Here is a 20,837-nt window from a genome sequence, read left to right as displayed (position 1 = left end):
TAAGCTTGGCAAAAGTTGTTTAGTTTATTGGCTTGTTGACTTCAACAAGCTTTCTCTCTTTGAGGAGTAGTCATGTCGCAGCGATCCCGAGTGCTGCCAGGATTTGGTCTTTCACTAGGCTTCACCCTTGCGTATTTGTCTTTAATAGTACTGATACCATTATCTGCTGTATTTATAAAATCATTAGGTGTAGGTTGGGACGGGCTTTGGGAAATCCTAAGTTCTGAACGTATTTTAAAATCTCTACAACTCAGCTTTAGTACAGCAATTATTGCAGCCTTAATTAATGTTGTATTTGGCTTGTTACTGGCTTGGTGTTTGGTTCGTTACACCTTTCCTGGTAAACGCATTGTTGATGCTCTCGTTGATTTACCGTTTGCATTACCCACTGCTGTTGCAGGGATTGCCTTAACTTCTCTTTATGCACCTACAGGATGGATTGGTCAATATCTAGAGCCTTTAGGAATAAAAGTTGCGTATACGCCTTTAGGTATTACTTTAGCATTGATTTTTATTGGAATTCCATTTGTAGTACGTACAGTACAACCTGTTTTAAGTGATTTTGAAACAGAATTAGAAGAAGCAGCTTCTGCTTTAGGTGCAAACCGTTTTCAAATTATTACTAAAGTGATTTTACCTGTGCTCTTTCCTGCACTATTAACAGGCTTTGCTTTGGCATTTGCTCGTGGTGTTGGTGAATATGGCTCTGTTATTTTCATTGCAGGTAATCAACCCTTTGAAACTGAAATTGCACCATTAATGATTATTTCTCGCTTAGAAGAATATGATTATGCAGGTGCAACAACAATTGCTGTGGTCATGTTAGTCATCTCATTTTTTATCTTGTTCTTAATTAACTTGATTCAAGCTTGGGCAAGTCGCCGTACAGGGAGAACTGCACGATGAGCTTAACAACAAATAGTCAGGCTTTAGCTGAAAAACTGCAGTCACGAGACGCAACACGTGAACCAAAATGGGTACGTTATACGCTTTTAACAATTGCCTTGGTTTTCTTCTTAAGCTGTCTTATTTTGCCATTAATTTTGGTTTTTGTTGAGGCGTTTAAACAAGGTCTCACGGTTTATTTTGAAGCTTTGGTTAATCCAGATACATTATCAGCCGTTAAATTAACCTTATTAACTGCTGCAATTGCAGTACCTCTTAACGTCATTTTTGGTGTTGCTGCTGCATGGTGTGTTGCGAAGTTTAACTTCCGTGGCAAAGCCATTTTAACCACGATCATTGATACACCTTTTTCAGTTTCTCCTGTAATTGCAGGTTTAATGCTGGTCTTGATCTTTGGTTCGCAAGGTTGGTTAGGTGGCTGGCTCATGGACAATGATATTAAAATTTTATATGCAACACCTGCCATTGTTTTAGCTACTGTATTTATTACCGTTCCTTTTGTTGCACGTGAGCTCATTCCACTCATGGAAGCACAAGGAACAGAAGAAGAAGAAGCCGCTATTGTTTTAGGTGCTTCAGGTTGGCAAACTTTCTGGAAAGTCACTTTGCCAAATATTAAGTGGGGTCTAATCTACGGTGTGATTCTATGTAATGCTCGTGCAATGGGCGAATTTGGTGCAGTTTCAGTTGTTTCTGGGCATATTCGTGGTGAAACCAATACGCTACCGCTTCATGTAGAGATTTTATATAACGAATATACCTTTAGTGCCGCATTTGCCGTGTCATCATTATTGGCTTTATTGGCAATTATTACCCTTATTCTTAAAACATGGGTCGAGTTCCGCCAAGAAAGACTCAACCAAAGTAAAGATGATTCAACAGTTTCTTAAGGAATGACCTCATGAGTATTCAAGTTAAAAATATTGAAAAACATTTTGGTGCATTCCATGCACTAAAAGATATCACTTTAGATTTTCCAGATGGTCAATTGGTCGCATTACTCGGTCCTTCTGGCTGCGGTAAAACCACTTTATTACGTATCATTGCTGGCTTAGAGTCCGCAGATCGTGGGCAAATCGTACTTGAAGGACAAGATGCCACCAATGTTCATGTTCGTGAACGTCAAGTCGGTTTTGTATTTCAGCACTATGCACTATTTCGTCATATGACTGTGTACGATAATGTCGCTTTTGGTTTACGTGTTCGTCCACGCGCAACGCGTCCTAGCGAAGCAGAAATTAAAAAACGTGTCACGCGTTTATTGGATTTGGTTCAACTTGGTTTTTTAGCTGATCGTTATCCTGCACAGCTTTCAGGTGGTCAACGCCAACGTATTGCTTTGGCACGTGCCTTAGCTGTAGAGCCTCGTGTATTATTACTTGATGAACCCTTTGGCGCATTAGATGCTAAAGTACGTAAAGAATTACGTCGTTGGTTGCGTACTTTACATGATGAATTACATATTACCTCTATTTTTGTCACACATGACCAAGAAGAAGCGTTAGAAGTTGCTGACCAAATTGTTGTGATGAATAAAGGTGATATTGAACAAATCGGTTCACCTCGTGAAGTTTATGAAAGACCTGCAACACCATTTGTTTTTGACTTCTTAGGTCAAGCAAACCGCTTTGAAGGTGAAAATCGTCAAGGTGTTATTCATTTAGGTGAAGATACGATTCGACTTGCAGCAGCGCAAAATACAGCAAATGGCAAGATTATTGCTTTCGCTCGCCCTGATGAACTCATCATTCATACTCAACCTACAGAAAATGCCATCCAAGCAACATTTTTACGTGAGGTTTGGATTGCAGGAAAAATCATGGCTGAGTTACATGATCGTCAAGGTAATCTCATTGAAATTTCTCTAAATTCTGAAGAAGCTAAATTACACAAATTTCGACCAAATCAAACTGTTTGGGTCAGTCCGTCTACTTTACACTTATTTGAAAATCAAGTTGCATAATGCGCTATACGGGTGAGTGATCTACACTCATCCATGATTGAGGTATCCACACAATGAACTTTCAACAATTACGAATTATTCGAGAAACGGTTCGACAAAATTATAATTTAACTGAAGCTTCTGCTGCTTTATACACCTCACAGTCAGGTGTAAGTAAACACATTAAAGATTTAGAAGATGAACTCGGTGTGCAATTATTTGTACGCAAAGGTAAACGTTTATTAGGTTTAACTGAACCTGGACAAGCTTTACTGAGTATTGTTGAACGCATGCTCATCGATGCGGATAATATTAAACGTCTTGCTGATGATTTTAATAAAGTGGATGAAGGCACATTAACTATTGCAACAACACATACACAAGCACGTTATGTGTTACCTCCAATCGTTAATTTGTTTAAAAAAGCTTTTCCTAAGGTTCATCTGATTTTACAACAAGCGAGTCCTGTTGAAATCTCTGAAATGCTACTTCTTGGTTTAGCTGATATTGGTATTGCAACTGAGTCACTCACCACTGAAGACAATTTAGGTAGCGTTCCATTTTATGAATGGAAACACAGTATTATTACGCCACAAGATCATCCTCTGAGTAAACTTGACGCGAAAGAAATTACACTAGAAAAATTGGCAGAATATCCAATTATTACCTATCACGGTGGGTTTACAGGTCGTTCTAAAATCGACAAAGCCTTTCAAGATGCCGAGTTAGATGTTGATATTGTGATGTCCGCACTAGATGCTGATGTCATCAAAACCTATGTTGAACTAGGTATGGGTGTCGGTATTGTCAATGATGTCGCTTATGACCCAGAACGCGACCATCGTTTAAAACAAATTGATACCGATATTTTTGGAATCAATACGACATGGATTGCTGTACGTAAAGGGCATTTACTACGTGGTTATGGTTATGAGTTTATTTCTCTATGCTCACCTGAAGCTGATATTAAAGCACTCAAGAAAATCGCCTACCCTGAAGACTAAATAGCCGCATAGTCAACAGATTTATATCAAAGAGAGCACTATTGCTCTCTTTTTAATTTTCACATTCAAAATCATACAATTATTCATTCTAATTATTGCGCATTGTAAAAAATCGACCTAAAATATTTGTATAAAAAAAAACCAATTTACTTTTTAAGATTAAGGTCAAGGTCATTACATGAATATTCAGTGGTTAGGGACAGCTTCGTTAGGGATGCTACCTGTATTTTGCATGGCTGCTGGATTGGAAAAATCAGACCAATCTATTCATGCCTTTTTAGAAGGTGGTAACTATTTAGAATTATCTTACGCACAACTGCATGCCAATGTATCAGGTCAAGTCAGTCATCAAGAGGAATTACAAAAAATTGGCGTACAAGATTTCTCAACAGGTGACTTAATTCAACCTTATTCTATGCTCAATGCTGCAATCAAAATTCAATATCAACCTAAATTATCCTTGGCTGTTATTTATGACCAACCTTACGCAGCAAACTTAAAATATGATTATTCACCACATACAACACTTGGAAAACAGTCTTTAGAATCTGCTCAATTCGATGTTAATAGTCATAACCTTTCCAGTATTTTTGGCTATCAACCCACACCGAATTGGAATATTTATTCAGGCTTTGCAATTCAAGATTTTAAAGGTTATTTAAATCTAAATGGCTTATCCTATTCGGTGATGAGTGGTTATAAGGCTCAATTTAAACCTGATACAGCCTTAGGTTGGATTGCAGGCTTAAGTTATCAGCGACCAGAATATGCCTTACAAGCAGCGATTACTTATCGTTCTGAAATCAAACATCAATCACATATTAATGAAAGTATTCAGGGGCAAACTTTGCTCTATACTCCAGAGCAATCAACAACAATTAAAACACCACAATCTATTAATATTGATTTTAGGTCAGCACTGAATACAAATAACTTGCTCTATAGTTCATTACGTTGGGTTAATTGGAAAAATTTTGAAATCCAACCCACTCAATTTGATGCTATTTTAAATACAGTGGTAGAACAATATCCAGATTTAGTACAACATTTTAACTTAATTGATTATCAAGATGATCAATGGTCTGCGAAGTTAGGTATTGCGCATCGTTTTACTGAACAATGGGTCATGTCTACAGATGCTTCATGGGATTCAGGGACAGGAAATCCCGCAGGAACCTTAAACCCATCAGATGGCTATTATGCTTTCGCTTTAGGTGTTATGTATTACCCACGACCTAAGAGTTTCATCGCAACAGGTGTTAAATATTTTAAACTACAAAAAGCTGATGTAATGAATCAATCGACCTTAATTACAGGTAATCAAAATACCAACCTAAACACTGTTAATAACAATGATGCTATTGCCTATGGTTTACGTATAGGACATTTTTTTTAATTATCGAACATTTAAGATTGAATGCGTAAAAATCAAAAAAACGAGCCGAAGCTCGTTTTTTATGTATGAAAGAAGGCTTGTTTTACCAGTGGTAACTCACACCAACTTTACCTACAGGCATCCATTCATATTTATCATCATTTGCAATTTTATTAGATTCATTTGCAAGTTCTTGATCTAAATTATGACCTACAGTTGAGCTAGCTGAACCAGATACCGCTTGAAGGTTTACTTTTGGATTACCTGTATAGTAAGCACCTACTTCACCAAAAACGCCGATGTTTTTAGTAATTTTTGGTGCAAAACCAAGACCAACATAAGGTGCTATATCATTATCATATGATAAATTACCTTTAATTTGTGTACCATTAGGACCTGCTTGGAAGTCTTTATGATTCACAGTAAAATTACGACCAGCGTTTACATTACGGTTTAGATCATAATCGTTATCAACATAGCCTACACCCGCTGCTACATATAAACCTTGAGCCCATACATTTTGACTTGCACCCCAAGGGCGGAATTCAGCATTTAAATAAGCAAGGCTGTTATCCATATCCATATCATATGTTGAGCCATTTACTTTAACATCATCTGACCATGAAATATCACCGCCATTATAACCTAAAGCCAAACCTACGTATGGATTAGCAGTCCAAAGTAAGGCACCACCATAACCTGTTGTACCAACTTCAGCACGTACACCTGTTGGAATGAGTTGGCTTTTATCAAATGTATAACCACTATGTACAACTTGGTCATCAGCCATAGCAAAACAAGATGCAGATAATGCTGTTGCTACCGCTAATACTTTTAACATTTTCATAGATGTCTCCTCAGAAAGCATTTCTTCTTTAATCATTCGTATATTTTTGACTCAAATTTATAATATGTAAAAATTACCTATCAAAAAATATGCATATTGATTAACTTTTGTTAACTTTTGATACAATTATGCATAATTATTTGTTTTTAGGTGCTTTACATCTATACAAAACTAGTATTTTTATGCTTATGCAATACAAACTTTTTCCAGTATGATATTTTTCTAGAAAAAGCTGTTTTTTTATCTCATTTAATCACTTTTGGTGTAGAATCTTCGGCAAACTTTTTTGGAAAAAGATCATGTCTCAGCTTTCCACTCTTATTGAGCAAGCATTTGAAGACCGTGCTAATTTCACTGCTGCAACATGTCCAGCAGAAATTCGCCAAGCAGTTGAGGAAGCAATTGCAGGTTTAGATAATGGCTCACTTCGTGTAGCAGAAAAAATTGATGGTGAATGGGTTGTTCACCAATGGCTTAAAAAAGCTGTTTTATTGTCATTTAAAATCAATGACAATAAGCCAATTGAATCTTGTGATCTTCGTTTTTACGACAAAGTTGATACTAAATTTAAAGGCTGGACTGAAACACAATTCCAAGAAGCAGGTGTTCGTGTTGTTCCTCCTGCTGTTGCACGTAAAGGCTCTTTCCAAGCAAAAAATGTGGTCTTGATGCCTTCTTATGTCAACATTGGTGCTTATGTAGATGAAGGCACAATGGTTGATACATGGGCAACTGTAGGTTCATGCGCTCAAATTGGTAAAAATGTTCATCTTTCTGGTGGTGTAGGTATTGGTGGTGTATTAGAGCCACTTCAAGCAAACCCAACAATTATTGAAGACAACTGTTTTATTGGTGCACGTTCTGAAATTGTTGAAGGTGTTATCGTTGAAGAAGGTTCTGTGATTTCAATGGGTGTCTTCATTGGTCAATCAACAAAAATCTATGATCGTGCAACTGGTGAAATCCATTATGGTCGCGTACCAGCAGGTTCAGTTGTTGTTGCAGGTAGCCTACCTTCTAAATGCGGTACTTATAGTCTATATGCTGCTATTATTGTGAAGAAAGTTGATGCTCAAACTCGTTCTAAAACTAGCTTGAACGACTTACTTCGCGAAGACTAAGTTTCTATTCATTTTTAAATAAAATTTAGTCCTTCCTCATCTCTACGCTCAGTGATGAGCGTGGAGATTTTTATTTTGTAAGCTGTGGCACTCTTTGTAATCTGTGGTAAAAGTCATGAATTCTCTACGTTCTTCAACTATTCCTGTTTCTGATCCGTCTGCGGGGCTACGTATCACGGAGATTTTTTATTCTTTACAAGGTGAAGCCAATGCTGCTGGTTTGCCTACGGTATTTATTCGCCTCACAGGTTGCCCATTACGTTGCACGTATTGTGATACAACGTATTCTTTTGAAGGTGGTGAACGTCAATCTTTAGACCACATTATTCAAACGACTTTAGATTTTAAAACACCTTATATTTGTGTTACTGGGGGCGAGCCACTTGCTCAACCCAATGCACTTCCCTTAATGACTCGTCTTGCTGACTTAGGCTGTCATGTATCGCTAGAAACAAGTGGTGCTTTAGATATATCTAAAGTAGATGCTCGTGTATCTAAAGTGCTTGATCTAAAAACACCAACATCAGGTGAAATGCAGCGTAATTTAATCAGCAATCTTGATCATTTAACCCAACTCGACCAAATTAAATTTGTTATTTGTAATCGTGAAGATTATGAATGGGCAAAACAGCAAGTGACAGATTTTGCTTTAAACCAAAAAGTGAGTACTGTTTGGTTCTCGCCCGCTTTCGCTGTAGAAAAAGGTGCTGTCCGTTTACCTCAATTGGCACGTGACTTGGCACAATGGATTTTAGAAGACCATCTCCCTGTACGTTTCCAATTACAATTGCATAAACTGCTTTGGAATGATGAAACTGGTCGTTAATACCTTTATTTTTTGATGCATTACTTTTTCTGATGATTGTTATTTTTCAATAAATGTGTAATTTCATTTTGAAGTAATAATCTATCTTTTTGAAAAAGTTCAATATTTGGAGTTAAAATATGCGCTCTCGTGCCGTAGTCTTATTATCTGGTGGCTTAGACTCAACAACCTGCTTAGCTTGGGCGCAAGCAAATTATGACTGTATTGCGCTAAGCTTTATGTATGGTCAACGTTCAACAACCGAGTTAGATGCGGCTCGTGCCATCGCTCAACAAGCGGGTGTTGAACATCGTGTGATTAACATAGATTTAGGTAACTTAGGTGGCTCAGCCCTTACAGACCATAACATTGACATTCCAGATCATGAAACCGATGGTATTCCTGTAACTTATGTTCCAGCACGTAACACTATTTTCCTCTCTTATGCACTCGCTGCCGCAGAAGTTTTCGACGCTCAAGCCATTGTCATTGGAATTAATGCTGTTGATTATTCAGGATATCCTGACTGTCGCCCTGAATTTATTGACGCTTTTGCTAACATGGCACGTCTTGCAACTAAAGTTGGTGTTGAAGGAAAACCACTTAAATTTGAAACACCTCTGTTACATTTATCCAAAGCGAATATAATACGCTTAGGCATAGAACATGGCGTAGACTATAGTCAAACGGTCTCATGTTATCAAGCAGATGACCAAGGACGTGCTTGTGGAATATGTGATAGCTGCCGCCTTAGAAAACAAGGTTTTAATGATGCAGGTGTTACTGACCCAACACGTTATATACAGTAATAACAAGGTACAGTTTATGAAAAACTTAAAATCGGGTCTCATTCTTTCAACTTTATTTTCTACAGTAGCATTGTTTGGTACTACGGCTCAGGCAGACAATAATGCATTACAACAAGCATATAAAAGCAGCAACGTAAAGTCTGCATTGATTGGTGTATGTAAAACTGAAACTGCAAAAGGCGGTAAGTTAACCAGTGCTGAAGTCAGCAAATATTGTTCTTGTGCAATTGAGTCCGATGGTAAATTAACCAATGACCAAAAATGGCAAATTCAAAGTGCCATCAATCAAAAGAAAAGCCCATCAACTTTAGCTTTTGTTCAAAAACAAAATCAAGAACTTCAATCATGCTTTGGTCCTCAGTTAACAGGTAAATTAAAAACTTTAACTGAAGCTGCAATGAAAGCTGCTCAAGCACAAAAATAAAATTTGGTATGTGTAAAAGCCTGCTTTATGCAGGCTTTTTTATCATTTGGAGTCAATCAATTAGATCGTATTATGCACAAATTTATTCCAAAACCCTTGCAACAGCGTAAATTTGTTGCTTCTTATAGTGGTGGTAAAGACAGCAGCCTTGCGCTTTATCATGCCATGCAAACAGGTACGCCTGTTGCTTTAATGATCATGCTAGAAGAACAAGGTCTACGTTCACGCTCCCATGCAATGCCTCTTGAAATTATTGATGCGCAAGCTGCAGCATTAGGTTTGCCTATTTTAAAAGCAGCCGCCACATGGGAAAATTATGAGCATGAGTTTTTACACATGCTAGATGAAGCAAAACAATATGGCGCTGAGATTTTAGTGACAGGAGATATTGATTTACTTGGACATGCGCAATGGAATCAATCTATTTGTGACCGTCAAGATATCGAGTTATGTATGCCTTTATGGCAAAAACCACGTCTTGAGGTTGTAAAAGAACTTATTTCATTAAATTTTAAATGTATTGTGGTTACTATTAATTTAAATCTAGGTATGAAAGTTGAAGACCTTGGGCGTGTTTTAGATCAAAGCTTTGTTGATGAATTATTAGCACGTCATATCGACCCATGTGGTGAAGCAGGTGAATTTCATACAACTATGATTGATGCACCTATTTTTAAACAACCACTTTCTGTGGTTAAAGGTGATATTCTGTATCATGAAAATTATGCTTTTTTAACATTGAAACTAGAGCATGAACAACATTTTAAGGAATAAGCATGACTGAAACGATTCAACTCCCAACACAAAATTTTTTAAGTACAACAGGCGAAATTAACCTTTCTGAACAATCAACGGATTGGTTAATCATTTATTTTTATCCAAAAGATAATACGCCAGGTTGTACGACACAAGCCGTTGGATTTTCTTGTTTAAAAGATCAATTTGAGGCTTTAAATACTACAATTATTGGGGTTTCTCGTGACTCAGTAAAAACGCATCAGAACTTTACTGAAAAACAGGCTTTAACGATTGACTTGATTAGTGACAAAGATGAAGTGTTATGTCAGCATTTTGATGTCATTAAAGAAAAAAATATGTATGGTAAAAAAGTCATGGGCATCGAACGCTCTACTTTTATTTTCCATAAAGGTCAATTGGTTAAAGAATATCGGAAAGTCAAAGCAGCAGGACATGCTGAAATTGTTTTAGAAGATTTAAAAGCTCTACAGAAATAACTCAACATTTAATATGAAAAAAATAAGGAGCATATAGCTCCTTATTTTTTTATAAGACTAAATTATTGTTTCATCAAACTATCTATAGTATTCACTAATAGTGGAATATTTTCAGATACAGCCGTGCTATGAGTTTTTCCTTCTAAAAGCTGCAATTTAACATTGGTTTTTTTCGCAGCCATATTTGCAGCCAATTGTTCTGTAATGAGATATGGGACTGTGGTATCAGCTTTACCTTGATAAATATATACTGGCTTTTCAAGTTTCACTTTGGCAGGTGTATTATCTGCTAAATAATGTGCAACATCAGGATCTGTTTTAAAGTTTGTTTGCAGTGCTTGATATTTACTAAAATTGCCGCCATTGGACTGTAAAGTTTTTTGAATATCCTCACCAAATTTAACGGCTAACTCAGGTGAACACAAACTTTCCGCTTGTTCTGCTAAAGGTACTTTTGCATCAATAAATGCTTGATTATATTTAAAGGTTGTTGATCCTGCTTTGATTCCTGAGCTGACAATTGCAGCATAGGTATATAAAGTTGCACCTATTTTTGTCGCCTGCACAGCATCACCTGCAAGTGCATATTGATTTGCAACTTGCATACCCAAATCAAGTGTTTCACCTAAATAAGATGCTGGTGCAATCGCCACTGTGCCTTTAAAATTATAATTTGGTAATGCTTTGCTATATTCAGCCGCAGCTAAAGCAGCATGCCCACCTTGAGACCAACCAATCACACTCCAGTTTTTAGAAAGATTACCATAGTGTTTATTTGCCTCATCTAAAGCAAATAAAATTGATTTTGCAGCACTTTGTAAATTGAGGTACGGATGTGCAACATTCTTATTACCTAAACCTTCATAGTCTGGTGCAACAACAGCATATCCTCTTTGAACTAAAGCCATAATTAGGCTTTTTTCAAGTCCATCTAAAGCATTCGCAGATGGTGCACATTGGTCAGCAGCACCCGTTGTACCATGAGCCCATACAACCACAGGCCAACCACCTGTTGGTACTGTACCTTTCGGTGTAAAGACTAGGGTCGTTGCACTGATATCTTTATTTAATACACTTGGCATTGTATAAGTAAAAATATCGTGTGTATTCACAACATTTGCCACATCATTATCAACTGTAAATGTTTTAGTCTTTGAATCTACTATAAAGTTAAAGTCGTCATCATCGTCATTACACCCCGCAAAAAAGAGAACCGAACTACAACTCAGTGCGATAAGTGATTTTTTAAGTAAGTGTTGCATAGTTACATCCTCATTGTTGTTTTTTCGCCCTTCATGAGCACTTACCTAATAAAACACAAAAAAAAGTACCTTACTAGGGTACTTTCCATGAAAATGTAATGTTTTCATCGTTTGTCTTTAAATTTTTAATTTTTAAAATATAAAGCAATAAATATACCGACAAAGATAATAAACCCCACCCAACGATTATGACGAAATGCCCAAAAACAGCGTTGTGGATCACGATCATTGGTTTTTGTCCATTGATAAATAAAATCTGCAACAACAACAATTAAAGCAATCAAGCCATAAGGAAATAATAAATTTTCTAAATATAAAGTTGCACCAATTAAAAGTACGCTGATCGCTTGTAACAATGAAATAATTTCGATGTCATATTTACCAAATAAAATGGCTGTCGACTTCACACCAATTTTTAAATCATATTCACGATCAGTAATCGCATATTGTGTATCATAAGCCACTGTCCAAGCCAAATTACCAAAATAAAGTAACCAACATGACCAATCCAAAGGCTTGCCCATCGCTGTAAAAGACATTGGAATACCCCATGAGAATGCCATGCCTAAAACCACTTGTGGTAAATGCGTATAGCGTTTCATAAATGGATAAATAAATGCCAATACCAAACCTGCCAATGCACAATAGAATGTTGCAATCGGTAAGAAAAACAATGTACAAGCACTCGCAGCCACCAAGGCAATAAAAACCCAAATCGCTTCTTTGGCTGAGATGACACCTGTGGCTAAAGGTCTATTTTTGGTTCTCTCTACATGCGCATCCACCTTGCGATCTGCAAAATCATTAATTGCACAACCTGCTGCACGCATGAAAATCGTACCTAATACCATAGCAGTTAATGTCACAAGATCAGGAATTCCCCCTGCTGCAATCCATAATGCCCACATCGTTGGCCAAAAAACCAACTCTGTACCAATTGGTTTATCAAAACGGCACAAATAATAATAAGCTTCTAAACGATCACGCCATGAGGTTTGTTGCAGAGTTCTCATGAAAATATAACACCTTATTTCAATGACTTACTTTCAATAAATTGCTCAAAAGTAGGTAGGAAAGTTTCTTGCACAATAAATTTACAGCCATGCCAAGTATAACAACTTTGACGAGTCCAACCATCGTCTAAAAGCAATACACGACGCTCACAAGCAGGATGTGTACGCTGAAATAAAAATCGACCTATAGGTTGTCGCCCAATATGCTGAAATAAACGGGCACGTTTTTGTAAGCTTAAAATCGGGAAAATACTTTTAGCTTTGACCCATGCATCTGCATCACAACCATATAAAAGGCTTTCACGTACCCATGCTGTATGTTGATACGGCATCTGCATCCATTGACTATCAATAAATGTTAAACGTTGAAAACGTTCCTGAGTAGGCACAACCTTAAATACACCACCTGCAAATTCAGTCAGTTGTTGTGTAAGCGAACCTTCAGCATAAAGCCATTTTTTTAAATGTTCAGGAATATCAGAAATCTGTTTGGGGCAGGAAGCAATCAATGTCATTTCCTTGAAATGTTAAATAAAGAAAAGCATCATTTAGAATAATCACAAAATAATGTCAATTTTTATAAAGTATATCAAGATGGTGACAAGCTGTGTTGTTATTGCCCGATTCTCATAAAAAATCTAGGCAATAACACAGTTTTGTAGGGTTAAATGATCTTTAACCTAAAGAAAAATAGATAAAACTTAACCTTGGAAATAACGTAAATCTAAACGACCTTCATAAACATTTGCAGTTGGACCTGTCATCCAAACCACATCGCCTTCTTTCCATTCAATGTGCAATGTACCGCCTGCAAGCTCAATTTCCACTTGATTAGACAATAAACCACGACGTATGCCCGACACTGCCGCAGCACAAGCACCTGTGCCACATGCCATGGTTTCACCCACACCACGTTCAAAGACACGTAAACGCGCATGTTTTTCATCAATGATTTGCATAAATCCTGCATTTACACGCTGAGGAAAACGCGCATGTGACTCAACTTGACGACCAATATTTTCAACATCAGCCGTTAAAACATCAGAAACCACGGTGACTGCGTGCGGATTTCCCATGTTGACAACATCAATCGTCAACTTTTGTTCATTGGCTAAATCGATGTCATATAAAGCATCTGCTTCTTCCGCAACAAATGGGATTTCAACAGGTAAAAACTTCGGATAGCCCATATTGACACGTACCCAACCATTTGCACCGATCTCAGGCTCTACAATTCCTGCACAGGTTTGCACCTTAAATTTGGTTTTATTGGTTAACTGACGCTCATGTACAAAACGCGCAAAACAACGTACACCATTACCACACTGTTCGACTTCAGAACCATCTGCATTGAAAATACGATATTTAAAATCGACATTTGGAAAATCAGGTGGTTCAACGATCAATAGTTGGTCAAAGCCCACACCAAAATGACGGTCAGCCAAACGACGAATTGTAGCGGTATCAAAAAAAGCACGTTGGCTGATCAGGTCAACCACCATAAAGTCATTGCCCAAGCCATGCATTTTAGTAAATTCTAATAACATCTTCATTTACTCCTTAAGGCAATAACTGTTCATTTTCCCAAAGTGATTCAATCGTTTCACGCTGACGAATCACATGTGCTTGATCGCCATCCACCATGATTTCAGCAGCACGTCCACGACTGTTGTAGTTTGAGCTCATCACAAAGCCATAAGCCCCTGCACCCATAACTGCCAAAATATCATTTTCTTGTAATGCTAAATCACGCTCTTTTCCTAAGAAATCACCCGTTTCACAAATCGCACCGACAAGATCCCATGTTTTTGTTTCAACATCGGTACGAGGTGTAACCGCTTGAATGTCCATCCATGCTTGATATAAAGACGGACGAATTAAGTCATTCATTGCTGCATCAATAATTGCAAAATTACGATGATTGGTCGGTTTCAACAAATCAACTTTGGTCAGCAATACACCTGCATTGGCAGAGATACTACGACCTGGCTCCATATAGACTTTTAAGCCAAGTTTTTCTAAAGCAGGACGCATTGCATTGGCATATTCAGTCACTGTAGGCGGTGTTTCATCTTTATAGGTCACACCTAAACCACCACCAATGTCGATGTGTTTTAGATTGATGCCAAGTGCTTTCAACTGTTCAATCATGGCAATCACACGATCAAGTGCATCAACAAAAGGCTGTGTTTCTGTCAACTGTGAACCAATATGACAGTCGATGCCCACAACATCAAGATTTGGTAAAGACGCTGCATATTGATAGGTTTCAAAAACGACATCTGAAGGAATACCAAATTTATTTTCTTTTAACCCTGTTGAAATATACGGATGTGTTTTCGCATCTACATCTGGGTTTACACGTAAAGAAATCGGTGCTTTTTTGCCAAGTTGTGCTGCAACTTTTTGAATACGATCAAGTTCAGCATAAGATTCAACATTAAAACAAGCAATGCCCACTTCTAAGGCTTTTTGAATATCTGCTTCTTGTTTACCTAAACCAGAAAATACAATTTTTGAAGCATCGCCACCTGCGGCTAACACACGTGCAAGCTCGCCACCTGTCACAATATCAAAACCTGAACCTAGTTTTGCCAGTACATTCAATACCGCAAGATTTGAGTTTGACTTCACCGCAAAACAAATTTGATGATCGATAAATGCAAAAGCTTTATCCATATCTAAATAATGTTTTTCAAACGTTGCTTTAGAATAAACATAAAGCGGTGTGCCAAATTGCTGTGCAAGCTGATCTAAAGAACATTGCTCTGCATGCAATACCCCATTAATGCGGGAAAAACTCATGAATGTATCCTTTCAATAAAAAACTATAAAAGCTTTAGTTAGTGGTGACTTCTGATGCAGCAGCAACATCGACTGAATCTGTCACCTTACGATCTGAATGAGATGCCTTAGGCGCTGCATTTGGATAAAGCAAATATTTTGCACGTTGATCGTAATTTGGGTCATTTGGAAGTTGTAAAGCGCCTGATTGACCACACGCTGTTAATAAGAGACTTATTGACAACAAAGCGATTTTGTTTGAAATAGCGCGCATCTGTATATCCAATACAATGTTTAACCAAAGTATAGCGTGATCATTCAGATGATAAAAGTCAAAGCCTATGATTTACTCATCGGCTTTTAACATAAGTGAAATTGATAAATTTGCTAAATTATTCTGTATGCTCTCCAACACTGTCTAATGCTTTTTGAATCGCATTTTTAGCAATGTCATAAGATAAATACCTGTATAAATCATGCAAGGCTTGTCTACCACTTTCACCATGCTGTAATAATACATAGATGGCTGTATTTGCTAAATTGGTGCTATTTGCACCGATCCCCGCAATTTTACGATAACCAATCTGTACAACACGACTTAATAATGCAATCACTTCTGGTTGTGTAGGCAATAACAATAAAAACCACAACACGCCTTTCAAGGTATTTTCATTTTTACTGTCAAATATACGCATATTTCGCGGTGAATTTTGCTCAATCAATGTCATCCAGCCTGACACACGCTGTACATAAGCATCCTGAATAGATGACTGTAAAATTTCTTCGGCTTTTTTTAACCATTTTTGACTGGGTTTTTTCGTACTTACATGGTCTACATGCTGCCAAAATATCTGCCAATCTGCTTTTTTGTCTGTATCAAAAGCTGAAAATTCTTGTTGTAAAATATCCACCCAAACCAAAGGCATCTCACTATAAAATGCCCTGCTTGGCGTCACCGCAGACAGCGGTAATTGATATTCGATATCTGCATTTTGCGCAGAACTGAGTGTATTTTGCTGCGTAAATGCTACTGCCAACTCGCTGACTTTGTGTTGAATTTGTTCCAAACGGCGCATAGCTATAGACTGGGTACTATGTTTGGTAAACTGAATCTGTTGCATCGCCTCTACAATGACATGATTCAATTGTTGCGCTTTGGCAACTTTTTCAATTGAAAATGCTAAATGTAAAATAAAAGGTTTGGCATAAATCATTTTTTGAATAATTAAATCAAAATTTTGCACTAATTTTTCTAAAATTTCAGTTTGATTTAAACGTTTGTCTTTTTGTTCCATTAACACAAAAAATAACTGCTTACTGACCCAATAGTGAAAATACGCTTCTTTTTCAATCGCAAATAAAAATAAATTTAAAATTTCTTCAGGATATGTTTTCACGATCTGCAATTGTAAGCCTTTGATTAAAGGCTCACGCTCATCATAATTCAAAGCCTGATAAGGACCTAAAAGGTCAATATATGCATCCAAGAAATCAAGTAAGCCTGCTGGAAAATGAAAATCTCCCTGATGATAAAGCTGTTGTAAATCCCAAAATTCTTGTGTTTTTTCTAAAATCTCTTTGAGATTTAACAGACCTTTTACCAAATATTCATGATAGGTATGCTGCCTTAAAAAATAGGGTTTACCCAAATCATATAATTCATTCAACAATGCAATGAGTTGTTGCCTTTGCTCAGGATGATCTCGATAAAAATTCGCGATCGCTTGTGCTCTTGGTACATAATGAATTTTATATTCAGAAATCGGCAAAACTGCTTCTAAACTTTCGATATAGTCAACACACAATGCCAACAATGCTGAAGGCTGCTGCTGATATTTTTCCTGAATTAAGCTTAACCATGTTTGATATCCTGCTCTAATTTCATGATTATGTGCCAGTCCATGCACACGTTGTATGTCTTGCAAATGTCTTTGTAAATATTCTTGATCATGACTCATGTTTATTTTCCCCCTTTTTATTTTGAATCAATATTTTAATATAGAGATTTGTTGTCTTCTAGAGCAAAAAATAAATCATAAAAAGTATAACGACATTCTTTGTCGCATAAAAAATACCCTATGAAAACATAGGGTATTTTAAAATTTCATTACGAAGAATAAGCACTATTTTTTCTTATAAAAAAAGAAATAACCGATGGCTAAAATCACCAACCATATTGGACTAACACGTAGAGCTTGTGCAGTAACTTCATCTTTTGATAGGACATAAATCATTCCAATAAAGAATAAAATCACCACATAACACGTTAGAGGACCACCAGGTAATTTGAAAATAGATTTTTGATGTAATTCTGGGCGAGTTTTATAATAAACCAAATAACTCCACAAAATAATAATCCAAACCAAGATAAATAAAATTGTAGATAAGGTTGTTGCTAAGGTAAATGCTTTCACAGTATCAGGTACAACATATTGTAACCCAGCACCTAACAATAAACATACACCAGAGAAATACAAAGCATTCGCAGGAACAGCACGACCATTCAACTTGCCAAAAGCTTTCGGACCTTGTTCTTCACGAGATAAACCAAACAACATTCGACTTGTAGAAAAGACACCGCTGTTCATTGATGACATCACAGATGATAACACCACTAAATTCATAATAATTGCGGCTGCGGCAATACCAGCTTGACTAAATAAATTAACAAACGGGCTGACTTGCGGATCAATCAAATCCCATGGCGTTACTGACATCACAATAACCAACGCCAATACATAAAAAATAATGATACGGACTGGAATTGAGTTCACTGCTTTTGGTAAATTTTTCTCTGGATCTTTGGTTTCTGCGGCTGTAGTCCCGACTAATTCAACACCAACAAAAGCAAAAATTGCAATTTGGAAACCCGCAAGAAAACCATCAAAACCTTTAGGGAACATTCCACCATGATCCCATAAGTGTGTAAATGAAGCGACATGCCCTGTTGTAGATGTAAAATCAGTAAAAATCATCCACAGACCTACAGCAATCAAAACAAGAATGGCGATAATTTTGATTAAGGCAAACCAAAACTCTAACTCACCAAAAAGTTTTACTGTCACCAGATTCAGCCCCATAATGAAGAAAATTGCAGCAATACTGATCATTGCCCCTTCAATAGGTGAAAATGCTTCACCACCATTAAAAAATTGTAAATAATAAATAATGGCTGATAAGTCTGCGATTCCGATTGTGATCCAGCACAACCAATACGTCCATCCAACAAAATAACCTGCCCAAGGACCAATTAAATCAGTGGCAAAATCAATAAACGACTTATATTTCAAGTTAGAAAGTAATAATTCGCCAAGCGCGCGCATGACAAAAAACACCATCAAACCAATGATCATATAAATAAATAAAATCGAAGGACCCGCTTTACTAATGGTCGAACCAGAGCCCATAAATAGCCCCGTACCAATCGCACCACCAATTGCAATCAACTGCAAATGACGGTTGGATAAACTCCGTGCGAGCTCCCCATTTTCATTGGAGGAAGTGTAATTTCCGTTTGACATTTTTAATTCATCTTTCGTGTTAACTCGCACAAATTAGCTTAATTTTGCAAAAAAATAAAAAAAAATATTCGACTTGACTACTTATTGCACATCTGGTTTTTAAAGTGTTTTCCATTTTTTACCAATCAATAATTTACTGATTTTATTTCACTTTACGAATTACTATAAAAATCAACCATTAAAACTGACTGCATTTCTACAAAATTTAAAATCTGAAATGACTTGTAACTTAAATAAATCTATGTCAAAAAAGAAATCATTGGAAAAAACAATATGTCCTTATGCGCTTGTTTTATAAAGTTCATATTATTTCAGTGATATGAATTCAAAGATAATAAGTAACAAAACACGGATGGCATAGCTTTTGCTTTATTAGAGCTAAGCTAAATTCAGAATGGAAATAACAAAGAAGAAGTATTATGCAAAATTTACAATCCCTGATGGAAACACTTAGCGGCTGGGTATGGGGTCCATACATGCTCATCCTTATTGTGGGTACAGGTATTTTCCTGACATTTCGGCTACTGTTTTTACAATTTCGTTTATTGCCTTTGGCATTCAAACAAGTTTTTGGCAAACATGACAAAGCGAAAAGTGCAGATGGCGACATTTCTCAATTCGCAGCATTAATGACCGCCTTATCTGCCACTATTGGTACAGGTAATATTGCAGGGGTTGCAACTGCATGCGTACTTGGTGGACCAGGCGCGGTTTTTTGGATGTGGATCACTGCTTTAGTCGGTATGGCAACAAAATATGGAGAAGGTGTTTTAGCTGTTAAATATCGAATCAGCAATGAAAAAGGCGAAAAATCAGGCGGTCCAATGTACTACATTGAACGTGGCTTAAAATGGAAATGGTTGGCTTTAATTTTTGCACTATTTGGTACTTTAGCTTCATTTGGTATTGGTAGTTCAGTGCAATCGAATACTGTTGCTTTAGCTGTAGAGAATAGCTTAGGTATCCAAACATGGATCACGGGTATTGCCATTACTGCTTTCTCTGCTCTTGTGATTTTAGGGGGAATTAAATCGATTGCTAAAGCGGCATCTTTTATTGTGCCTATCATGGCTATAGGCTATGTACTGGGTGGTTTGGTGATTATTTTATCCAATCTTGATTTGGTTATGCCTGCTTTAAGCTTGATTTTTCGTGATGCATTTACAGGTGAAGCCGTTGCTGGTGGTGCAATTGGTGCAGTGATTCGTTATGGTGTTGCCCGTGGTGTCTTTTCCAATGAAGCAGGTATGGGTTCTGCACCTATTGCTGCTGCTGCCGCAAAAACTGATCATCCTGTACGTCAAGGTCTAGTTTCAATGACAGGTACATTTATTGATACCATCATTGTATGTAGTATTACAGGCATTGTGTTGGTCATGGGTTATATCATGGCAGGCAACAGTTTTGGTGCTGAAACAGGTGCTGTACTCACCACACAGATTTTTGACCGTCTTCTACCGGGTGTTGGTGGTTGGATCGTGACATTTGGGATTATTTTCTTTGCTTATTCGACTATTTTAGGTTGGTGCTATTATGGTGAAAAATGTGCGACCTATTTACTTGGCGAAAAATTTGTTCTGATTTACCGCATTATTTATATCATCAGTGTTTTCGTGGGTACAGTGGCTACACTCGATCTGGTTTGGCTATTTGCAGATACATTTAACGGTTTAATGGCTGTACCGAACTTAATCGCATTACTGTTACTTTCTGGTGTGATTGCCAAAGAAACCAAAGATTTTATTGCTAAACGTAAATCGGGTGAATTGTATTAAATACTTCAAAATTT

The 20,837-nt window shown here is 37.1% G+C and carries 21 protein-coding genes; 12 read left to right on the top strand and 9 right to left on the bottom strand.

Going from position 1 to position 20,837, the window contains the following annotated elements; translation table 11 throughout:
* Nucleotides 1-72 precede the first annotated feature (72 nt).
* From cysT to HX005_RS06635, 5 genes are all read left to right on the top strand, one after another.
* Complete coding sequence (gene cysT / locus HX005_RS06655; protein WP_107007082.1) at nucleotides 73-906, top strand: sulfate ABC transporter permease subunit CysT; 834 nt, start codon at nucleotides 73-75, stop codon at nucleotides 904-906.
* Nucleotides 903-1,796, top strand: coding sequence for a sulfate ABC transporter permease subunit CysW (gene cysW, locus HX005_RS06650; protein WP_107007081.1), 894 nt, complete (start codon nucleotides 903-905; stop codon nucleotides 1,794-1,796). The genes cysT and cysW overlap by 4 nt, the downstream gene beginning before the upstream one ends.
* Nucleotides 1,797-1,807: 11 nt before the next feature.
* Nucleotides 1,808-2,869 (top strand): sulfate/molybdate ABC transporter ATP-binding protein, encoded by a 1,062-nt coding sequence (locus HX005_RS06645; protein WP_107007080.1) that lies wholly within the window; start codon nucleotides 1,808-1,810, stop codon nucleotides 2,867-2,869.
* A gap of 53 nt (nucleotides 2,870-2,922) precedes the next feature.
* Nucleotides 2,923-3,852, top strand: coding sequence for a CysB family HTH-type transcriptional regulator (locus HX005_RS06640; protein ID WP_107007079.1), 930 nt, complete (start codon nucleotides 2,923-2,925; stop codon nucleotides 3,850-3,852).
* 178 nt (nucleotides 3,853-4,030) lie between these two features.
* On the top strand, nucleotides 4,031-5,248 hold the full coding sequence (locus HX005_RS06635; RefSeq protein ID WP_286376735.1) for an outer membrane protein transport protein: 1,218 nt from the start codon (nucleotides 4,031-4,033) through the stop codon (nucleotides 5,246-5,248).
* 82 nt (nucleotides 5,249-5,330) lie between these two features.
* On the opposite strand, the gene carO is transcribed toward HX005_RS06635, so the two are convergent.
* The gene (gene carO / locus HX005_RS06630) at nucleotides 5,331-6,074 is read right to left on the bottom strand and encodes an ornithine uptake porin CarO (RefSeq protein ID WP_107007077.1); all 744 of its coding nucleotides are present in this window, start codon (nucleotides 6,072-6,074) and stop codon (nucleotides 5,331-5,333) included.
* A 299-nt stretch (nucleotides 6,075-6,373) separates the two neighbouring features.
* On the opposite strand from carO, the gene dapD reads away from it, so the two are divergent.
* The 6 genes from dapD (at nucleotide 6,374) to HX005_RS06600 (ending at nucleotide 10,468) form a co-directional block, all read left to right on the top strand.
* A complete protein-coding gene (gene dapD / locus HX005_RS06625; protein ID WP_107007076.1) occupies nucleotides 6,374-7,195 on the top strand; it encodes a 2,3,4,5-tetrahydropyridine-2,6-dicarboxylate N-succinyltransferase in 822 nt (273 codons plus the stop codon).
* A 115-nt stretch (nucleotides 7,196-7,310) separates the two neighbouring features.
* Nucleotides 7,311-8,021: a 7-carboxy-7-deazaguanine synthase QueE gene (queE, locus tag HX005_RS06620; protein WP_286376734.1), complete on the top strand. Its 711-nt coding sequence runs from the start codon at nucleotides 7,311-7,313 to the stop codon at nucleotides 8,019-8,021.
* 119 nt (nucleotides 8,022-8,140) lie between these two features.
* Nucleotides 8,141-8,809, top strand: a complete 669-nt coding sequence (gene queC / locus HX005_RS06615) for a 7-cyano-7-deazaguanine synthase QueC (RefSeq protein ID WP_107007074.1) — start codon at nucleotides 8,141-8,143, stop codon at nucleotides 8,807-8,809.
* Nucleotides 8,810-8,825: 16 nt separating this feature from the next.
* The gene (locus tag HX005_RS06610; RefSeq protein ID WP_107007073.1) at nucleotides 8,826-9,233 is read left to right on the top strand and encodes a hypothetical protein; all 408 of its coding nucleotides are present in this window, start codon (nucleotides 8,826-8,828) and stop codon (nucleotides 9,231-9,233) included.
* A gap of 72 nt (nucleotides 9,234-9,305) precedes the next feature.
* Nucleotides 9,306-10,007, top strand: a complete 702-nt coding sequence (locus HX005_RS06605; RefSeq protein ID WP_213069626.1) for a Dph6-related ATP pyrophosphatase — start codon at nucleotides 9,306-9,308, stop codon at nucleotides 10,005-10,007.
* 2 nt (nucleotides 10,008-10,009) lie between these two features.
* Nucleotides 10,010-10,468, top strand: coding sequence for a peroxiredoxin (locus HX005_RS06600; RefSeq protein ID WP_286376733.1), 459 nt, complete (start codon nucleotides 10,010-10,012; stop codon nucleotides 10,466-10,468).
* Nucleotides 10,469-10,530: 62 nt separating this feature from the next.
* On the opposite strand, the gene HX005_RS06595 is transcribed toward HX005_RS06600, so the two are convergent.
* The 8 genes from HX005_RS06595 to HX005_RS06560 all read right to left on the bottom strand — a co-directional run bounded on the left by HX005_RS06595 (nucleotide 10,531) and on the right by HX005_RS06560 (nucleotide 19,048).
* The gene (locus HX005_RS06595; protein ID WP_286376732.1) at nucleotides 10,531-11,730 is read right to left on the bottom strand and encodes an alpha/beta hydrolase family protein; all 1,200 of its coding nucleotides are present in this window, start codon (nucleotides 11,728-11,730) and stop codon (nucleotides 10,531-10,533) included.
* Nucleotides 11,731-11,855: 125 nt separating this feature from the next.
* A complete protein-coding gene (gene ubiA / locus HX005_RS06590; protein ID WP_286376731.1) occupies nucleotides 11,856-12,743 on the bottom strand; it encodes a 4-hydroxybenzoate octaprenyltransferase in 888 nt (295 codons plus the stop codon).
* Nucleotides 12,744-12,757: 14 nt separating this feature from the next.
* The gene (locus tag HX005_RS06585; protein WP_286376730.1) at nucleotides 12,758-13,258 is read right to left on the bottom strand and encodes a chorismate--pyruvate lyase family protein; all 501 of its coding nucleotides are present in this window, start codon (nucleotides 13,256-13,258) and stop codon (nucleotides 12,758-12,760) included.
* Nucleotides 13,259-13,444: 186 nt separating this feature from the next.
* Entirely contained in the window at nucleotides 13,445-14,290 is an 846-nt protein-coding gene (gene dapF / locus HX005_RS06580; RefSeq protein WP_107007067.1) for a diaminopimelate epimerase, read from the bottom strand.
* A 13-nt stretch (nucleotides 14,291-14,303) separates the two neighbouring features.
* Entirely contained in the window at nucleotides 14,304-15,548 is a 1,245-nt protein-coding gene (gene lysA, locus HX005_RS06575) for a diaminopimelate decarboxylase (RefSeq protein ID WP_286376729.1), read from the bottom strand.
* 34 nt (nucleotides 15,549-15,582) lie between these two features.
* A complete protein-coding gene (gene lptM / locus HX005_RS06570; RefSeq protein WP_107007065.1) occupies nucleotides 15,583-15,801 on the bottom strand; it encodes an LPS translocon maturation chaperone LptM in 219 nt (72 codons plus the stop codon).
* A gap of 118 nt (nucleotides 15,802-15,919) precedes the next feature.
* Complete coding sequence (locus HX005_RS06565; protein ID WP_286376728.1) at nucleotides 15,920-17,485, bottom strand: hypothetical protein; 1,566 nt, start codon at nucleotides 17,483-17,485, stop codon at nucleotides 15,920-15,922.
* A gap of 165 nt (nucleotides 17,486-17,650) precedes the next feature.
* Nucleotides 17,651-19,048, bottom strand: coding sequence for an amino acid permease (locus HX005_RS06560; RefSeq protein ID WP_107007063.1), 1,398 nt, complete (start codon nucleotides 19,046-19,048; stop codon nucleotides 17,651-17,653).
* Nucleotides 19,049-19,467: 419 nt separating this feature from the next.
* Between HX005_RS06560 and HX005_RS06555 the strand changes: the two genes are divergently transcribed.
* Nucleotides 19,468-20,823: an alanine/glycine:cation symporter family protein gene (locus HX005_RS06555; RefSeq protein ID WP_286376727.1), complete on the top strand. Its 1,356-nt coding sequence runs from the start codon at nucleotides 19,468-19,470 to the stop codon at nucleotides 20,821-20,823.
* Nucleotides 20,824-20,837: the final 14 nt, after the last annotated feature.

The sequence above is a fragment of the Acinetobacter sp. R933-2 genome (assembly GCF_030325485.1).
In the GTDB taxonomy this organism is placed as follows: domain Bacteria; phylum Pseudomonadota; class Gammaproteobacteria; order Pseudomonadales; family Moraxellaceae; genus Acinetobacter; species Acinetobacter sichuanensis.
The sequence above is the reverse complement of the archived record's forward strand: the minus strand, read 5'-3'. Positions and strand labels throughout refer to the sequence as shown.

Excerpts from the sequence above, each read along its gene's own strand:
- cysT (WP_107007082.1), top strand. The coding sequence starts at position 73 with ATGTCGCAGCGATCCCGAGTGCTGCCAGGATTTGGTCTTTCACTAGGC.
- cysW (WP_107007081.1), top strand. The coding sequence starts at position 903 with ATGAGCTTAACAACAAATAGTCAGGCTTTAGCTGAAAAACTGCAGTCA.
- HX005_RS06645 (WP_107007080.1), top strand. The coding sequence starts at position 1,808 with ATGAGTATTCAAGTTAAAAATATTGAAAAACATTTTGGTGCATTCCAT.
- HX005_RS06640 (WP_107007079.1), top strand. The coding sequence starts at position 2,923 with ATGAACTTTCAACAATTACGAATTATTCGAGAAACGGTTCGACAAAAT.
- HX005_RS06635 (WP_286376735.1), top strand. The coding sequence starts at position 4,031 with ATGAATATTCAGTGGTTAGGGACAGCTTCGTTAGGGATGCTACCTGTA.
- carO (WP_107007077.1), bottom strand. The coding sequence starts at position 6,074 with ATGAAAATGTTAAAAGTATTAGCGGTAGCAACAGCATTATCTGCATCT.
- dapD (WP_107007076.1), top strand. The coding sequence starts at position 6,374 with ATGTCTCAGCTTTCCACTCTTATTGAGCAAGCATTTGAAGACCGTGCT.
- queE (WP_286376734.1), top strand. The coding sequence starts at position 7,311 with ATGAATTCTCTACGTTCTTCAACTATTCCTGTTTCTGATCCGTCTGCG.
- queC (WP_107007074.1), top strand. The coding sequence starts at position 8,141 with ATGCGCTCTCGTGCCGTAGTCTTATTATCTGGTGGCTTAGACTCAACA.
- HX005_RS06610 (WP_107007073.1), top strand. The coding sequence starts at position 8,826 with ATGAAAAACTTAAAATCGGGTCTCATTCTTTCAACTTTATTTTCTACA.
- HX005_RS06605 (WP_213069626.1), top strand. The coding sequence starts at position 9,306 with ATGCACAAATTTATTCCAAAACCCTTGCAACAGCGTAAATTTGTTGCT.
- HX005_RS06600 (WP_286376733.1), top strand. The coding sequence starts at position 10,010 with ATGACTGAAACGATTCAACTCCCAACACAAAATTTTTTAAGTACAACA.
- HX005_RS06595 (WP_286376732.1), bottom strand. The coding sequence starts at position 11,730 with ATGCAACACTTACTTAAAAAATCACTTATCGCACTGAGTTGTAGTTCG.
- ubiA (WP_286376731.1), bottom strand. The coding sequence starts at position 12,743 with ATGAGAACTCTGCAACAAACCTCATGGCGTGATCGTTTAGAAGCTTAT.
- HX005_RS06585 (WP_286376730.1), bottom strand. The coding sequence starts at position 13,258 with ATGACATTGATTGCTTCCTGCCCCAAACAGATTTCTGATATTCCTGAA.
- dapF (WP_107007067.1), bottom strand. The coding sequence starts at position 14,290 with ATGTTATTAGAATTTACTAAAATGCATGGCTTGGGCAATGACTTTATG.
- lysA (WP_286376729.1), bottom strand. The coding sequence starts at position 15,548 with ATGAGTTTTTCCCGCATTAATGGGGTATTGCATGCAGAGCAATGTTCT.
- lptM (WP_107007065.1), bottom strand. The coding sequence starts at position 15,801 with ATGCGCGCTATTTCAAACAAAATCGCTTTGTTGTCAATAAGTCTCTTA.
- HX005_RS06565 (WP_286376728.1), bottom strand. The coding sequence starts at position 17,485 with ATGAGTCATGATCAAGAATATTTACAAAGACATTTGCAAGACATACAA.
- HX005_RS06560 (WP_107007063.1), bottom strand. The coding sequence starts at position 19,048 with ATGTCAAACGGAAATTACACTTCCTCCAATGAAAATGGGGAGCTCGCA.
- HX005_RS06555 (WP_286376727.1), top strand. The coding sequence starts at position 19,468 with ATGCAAAATTTACAATCCCTGATGGAAACACTTAGCGGCTGGGTATGG.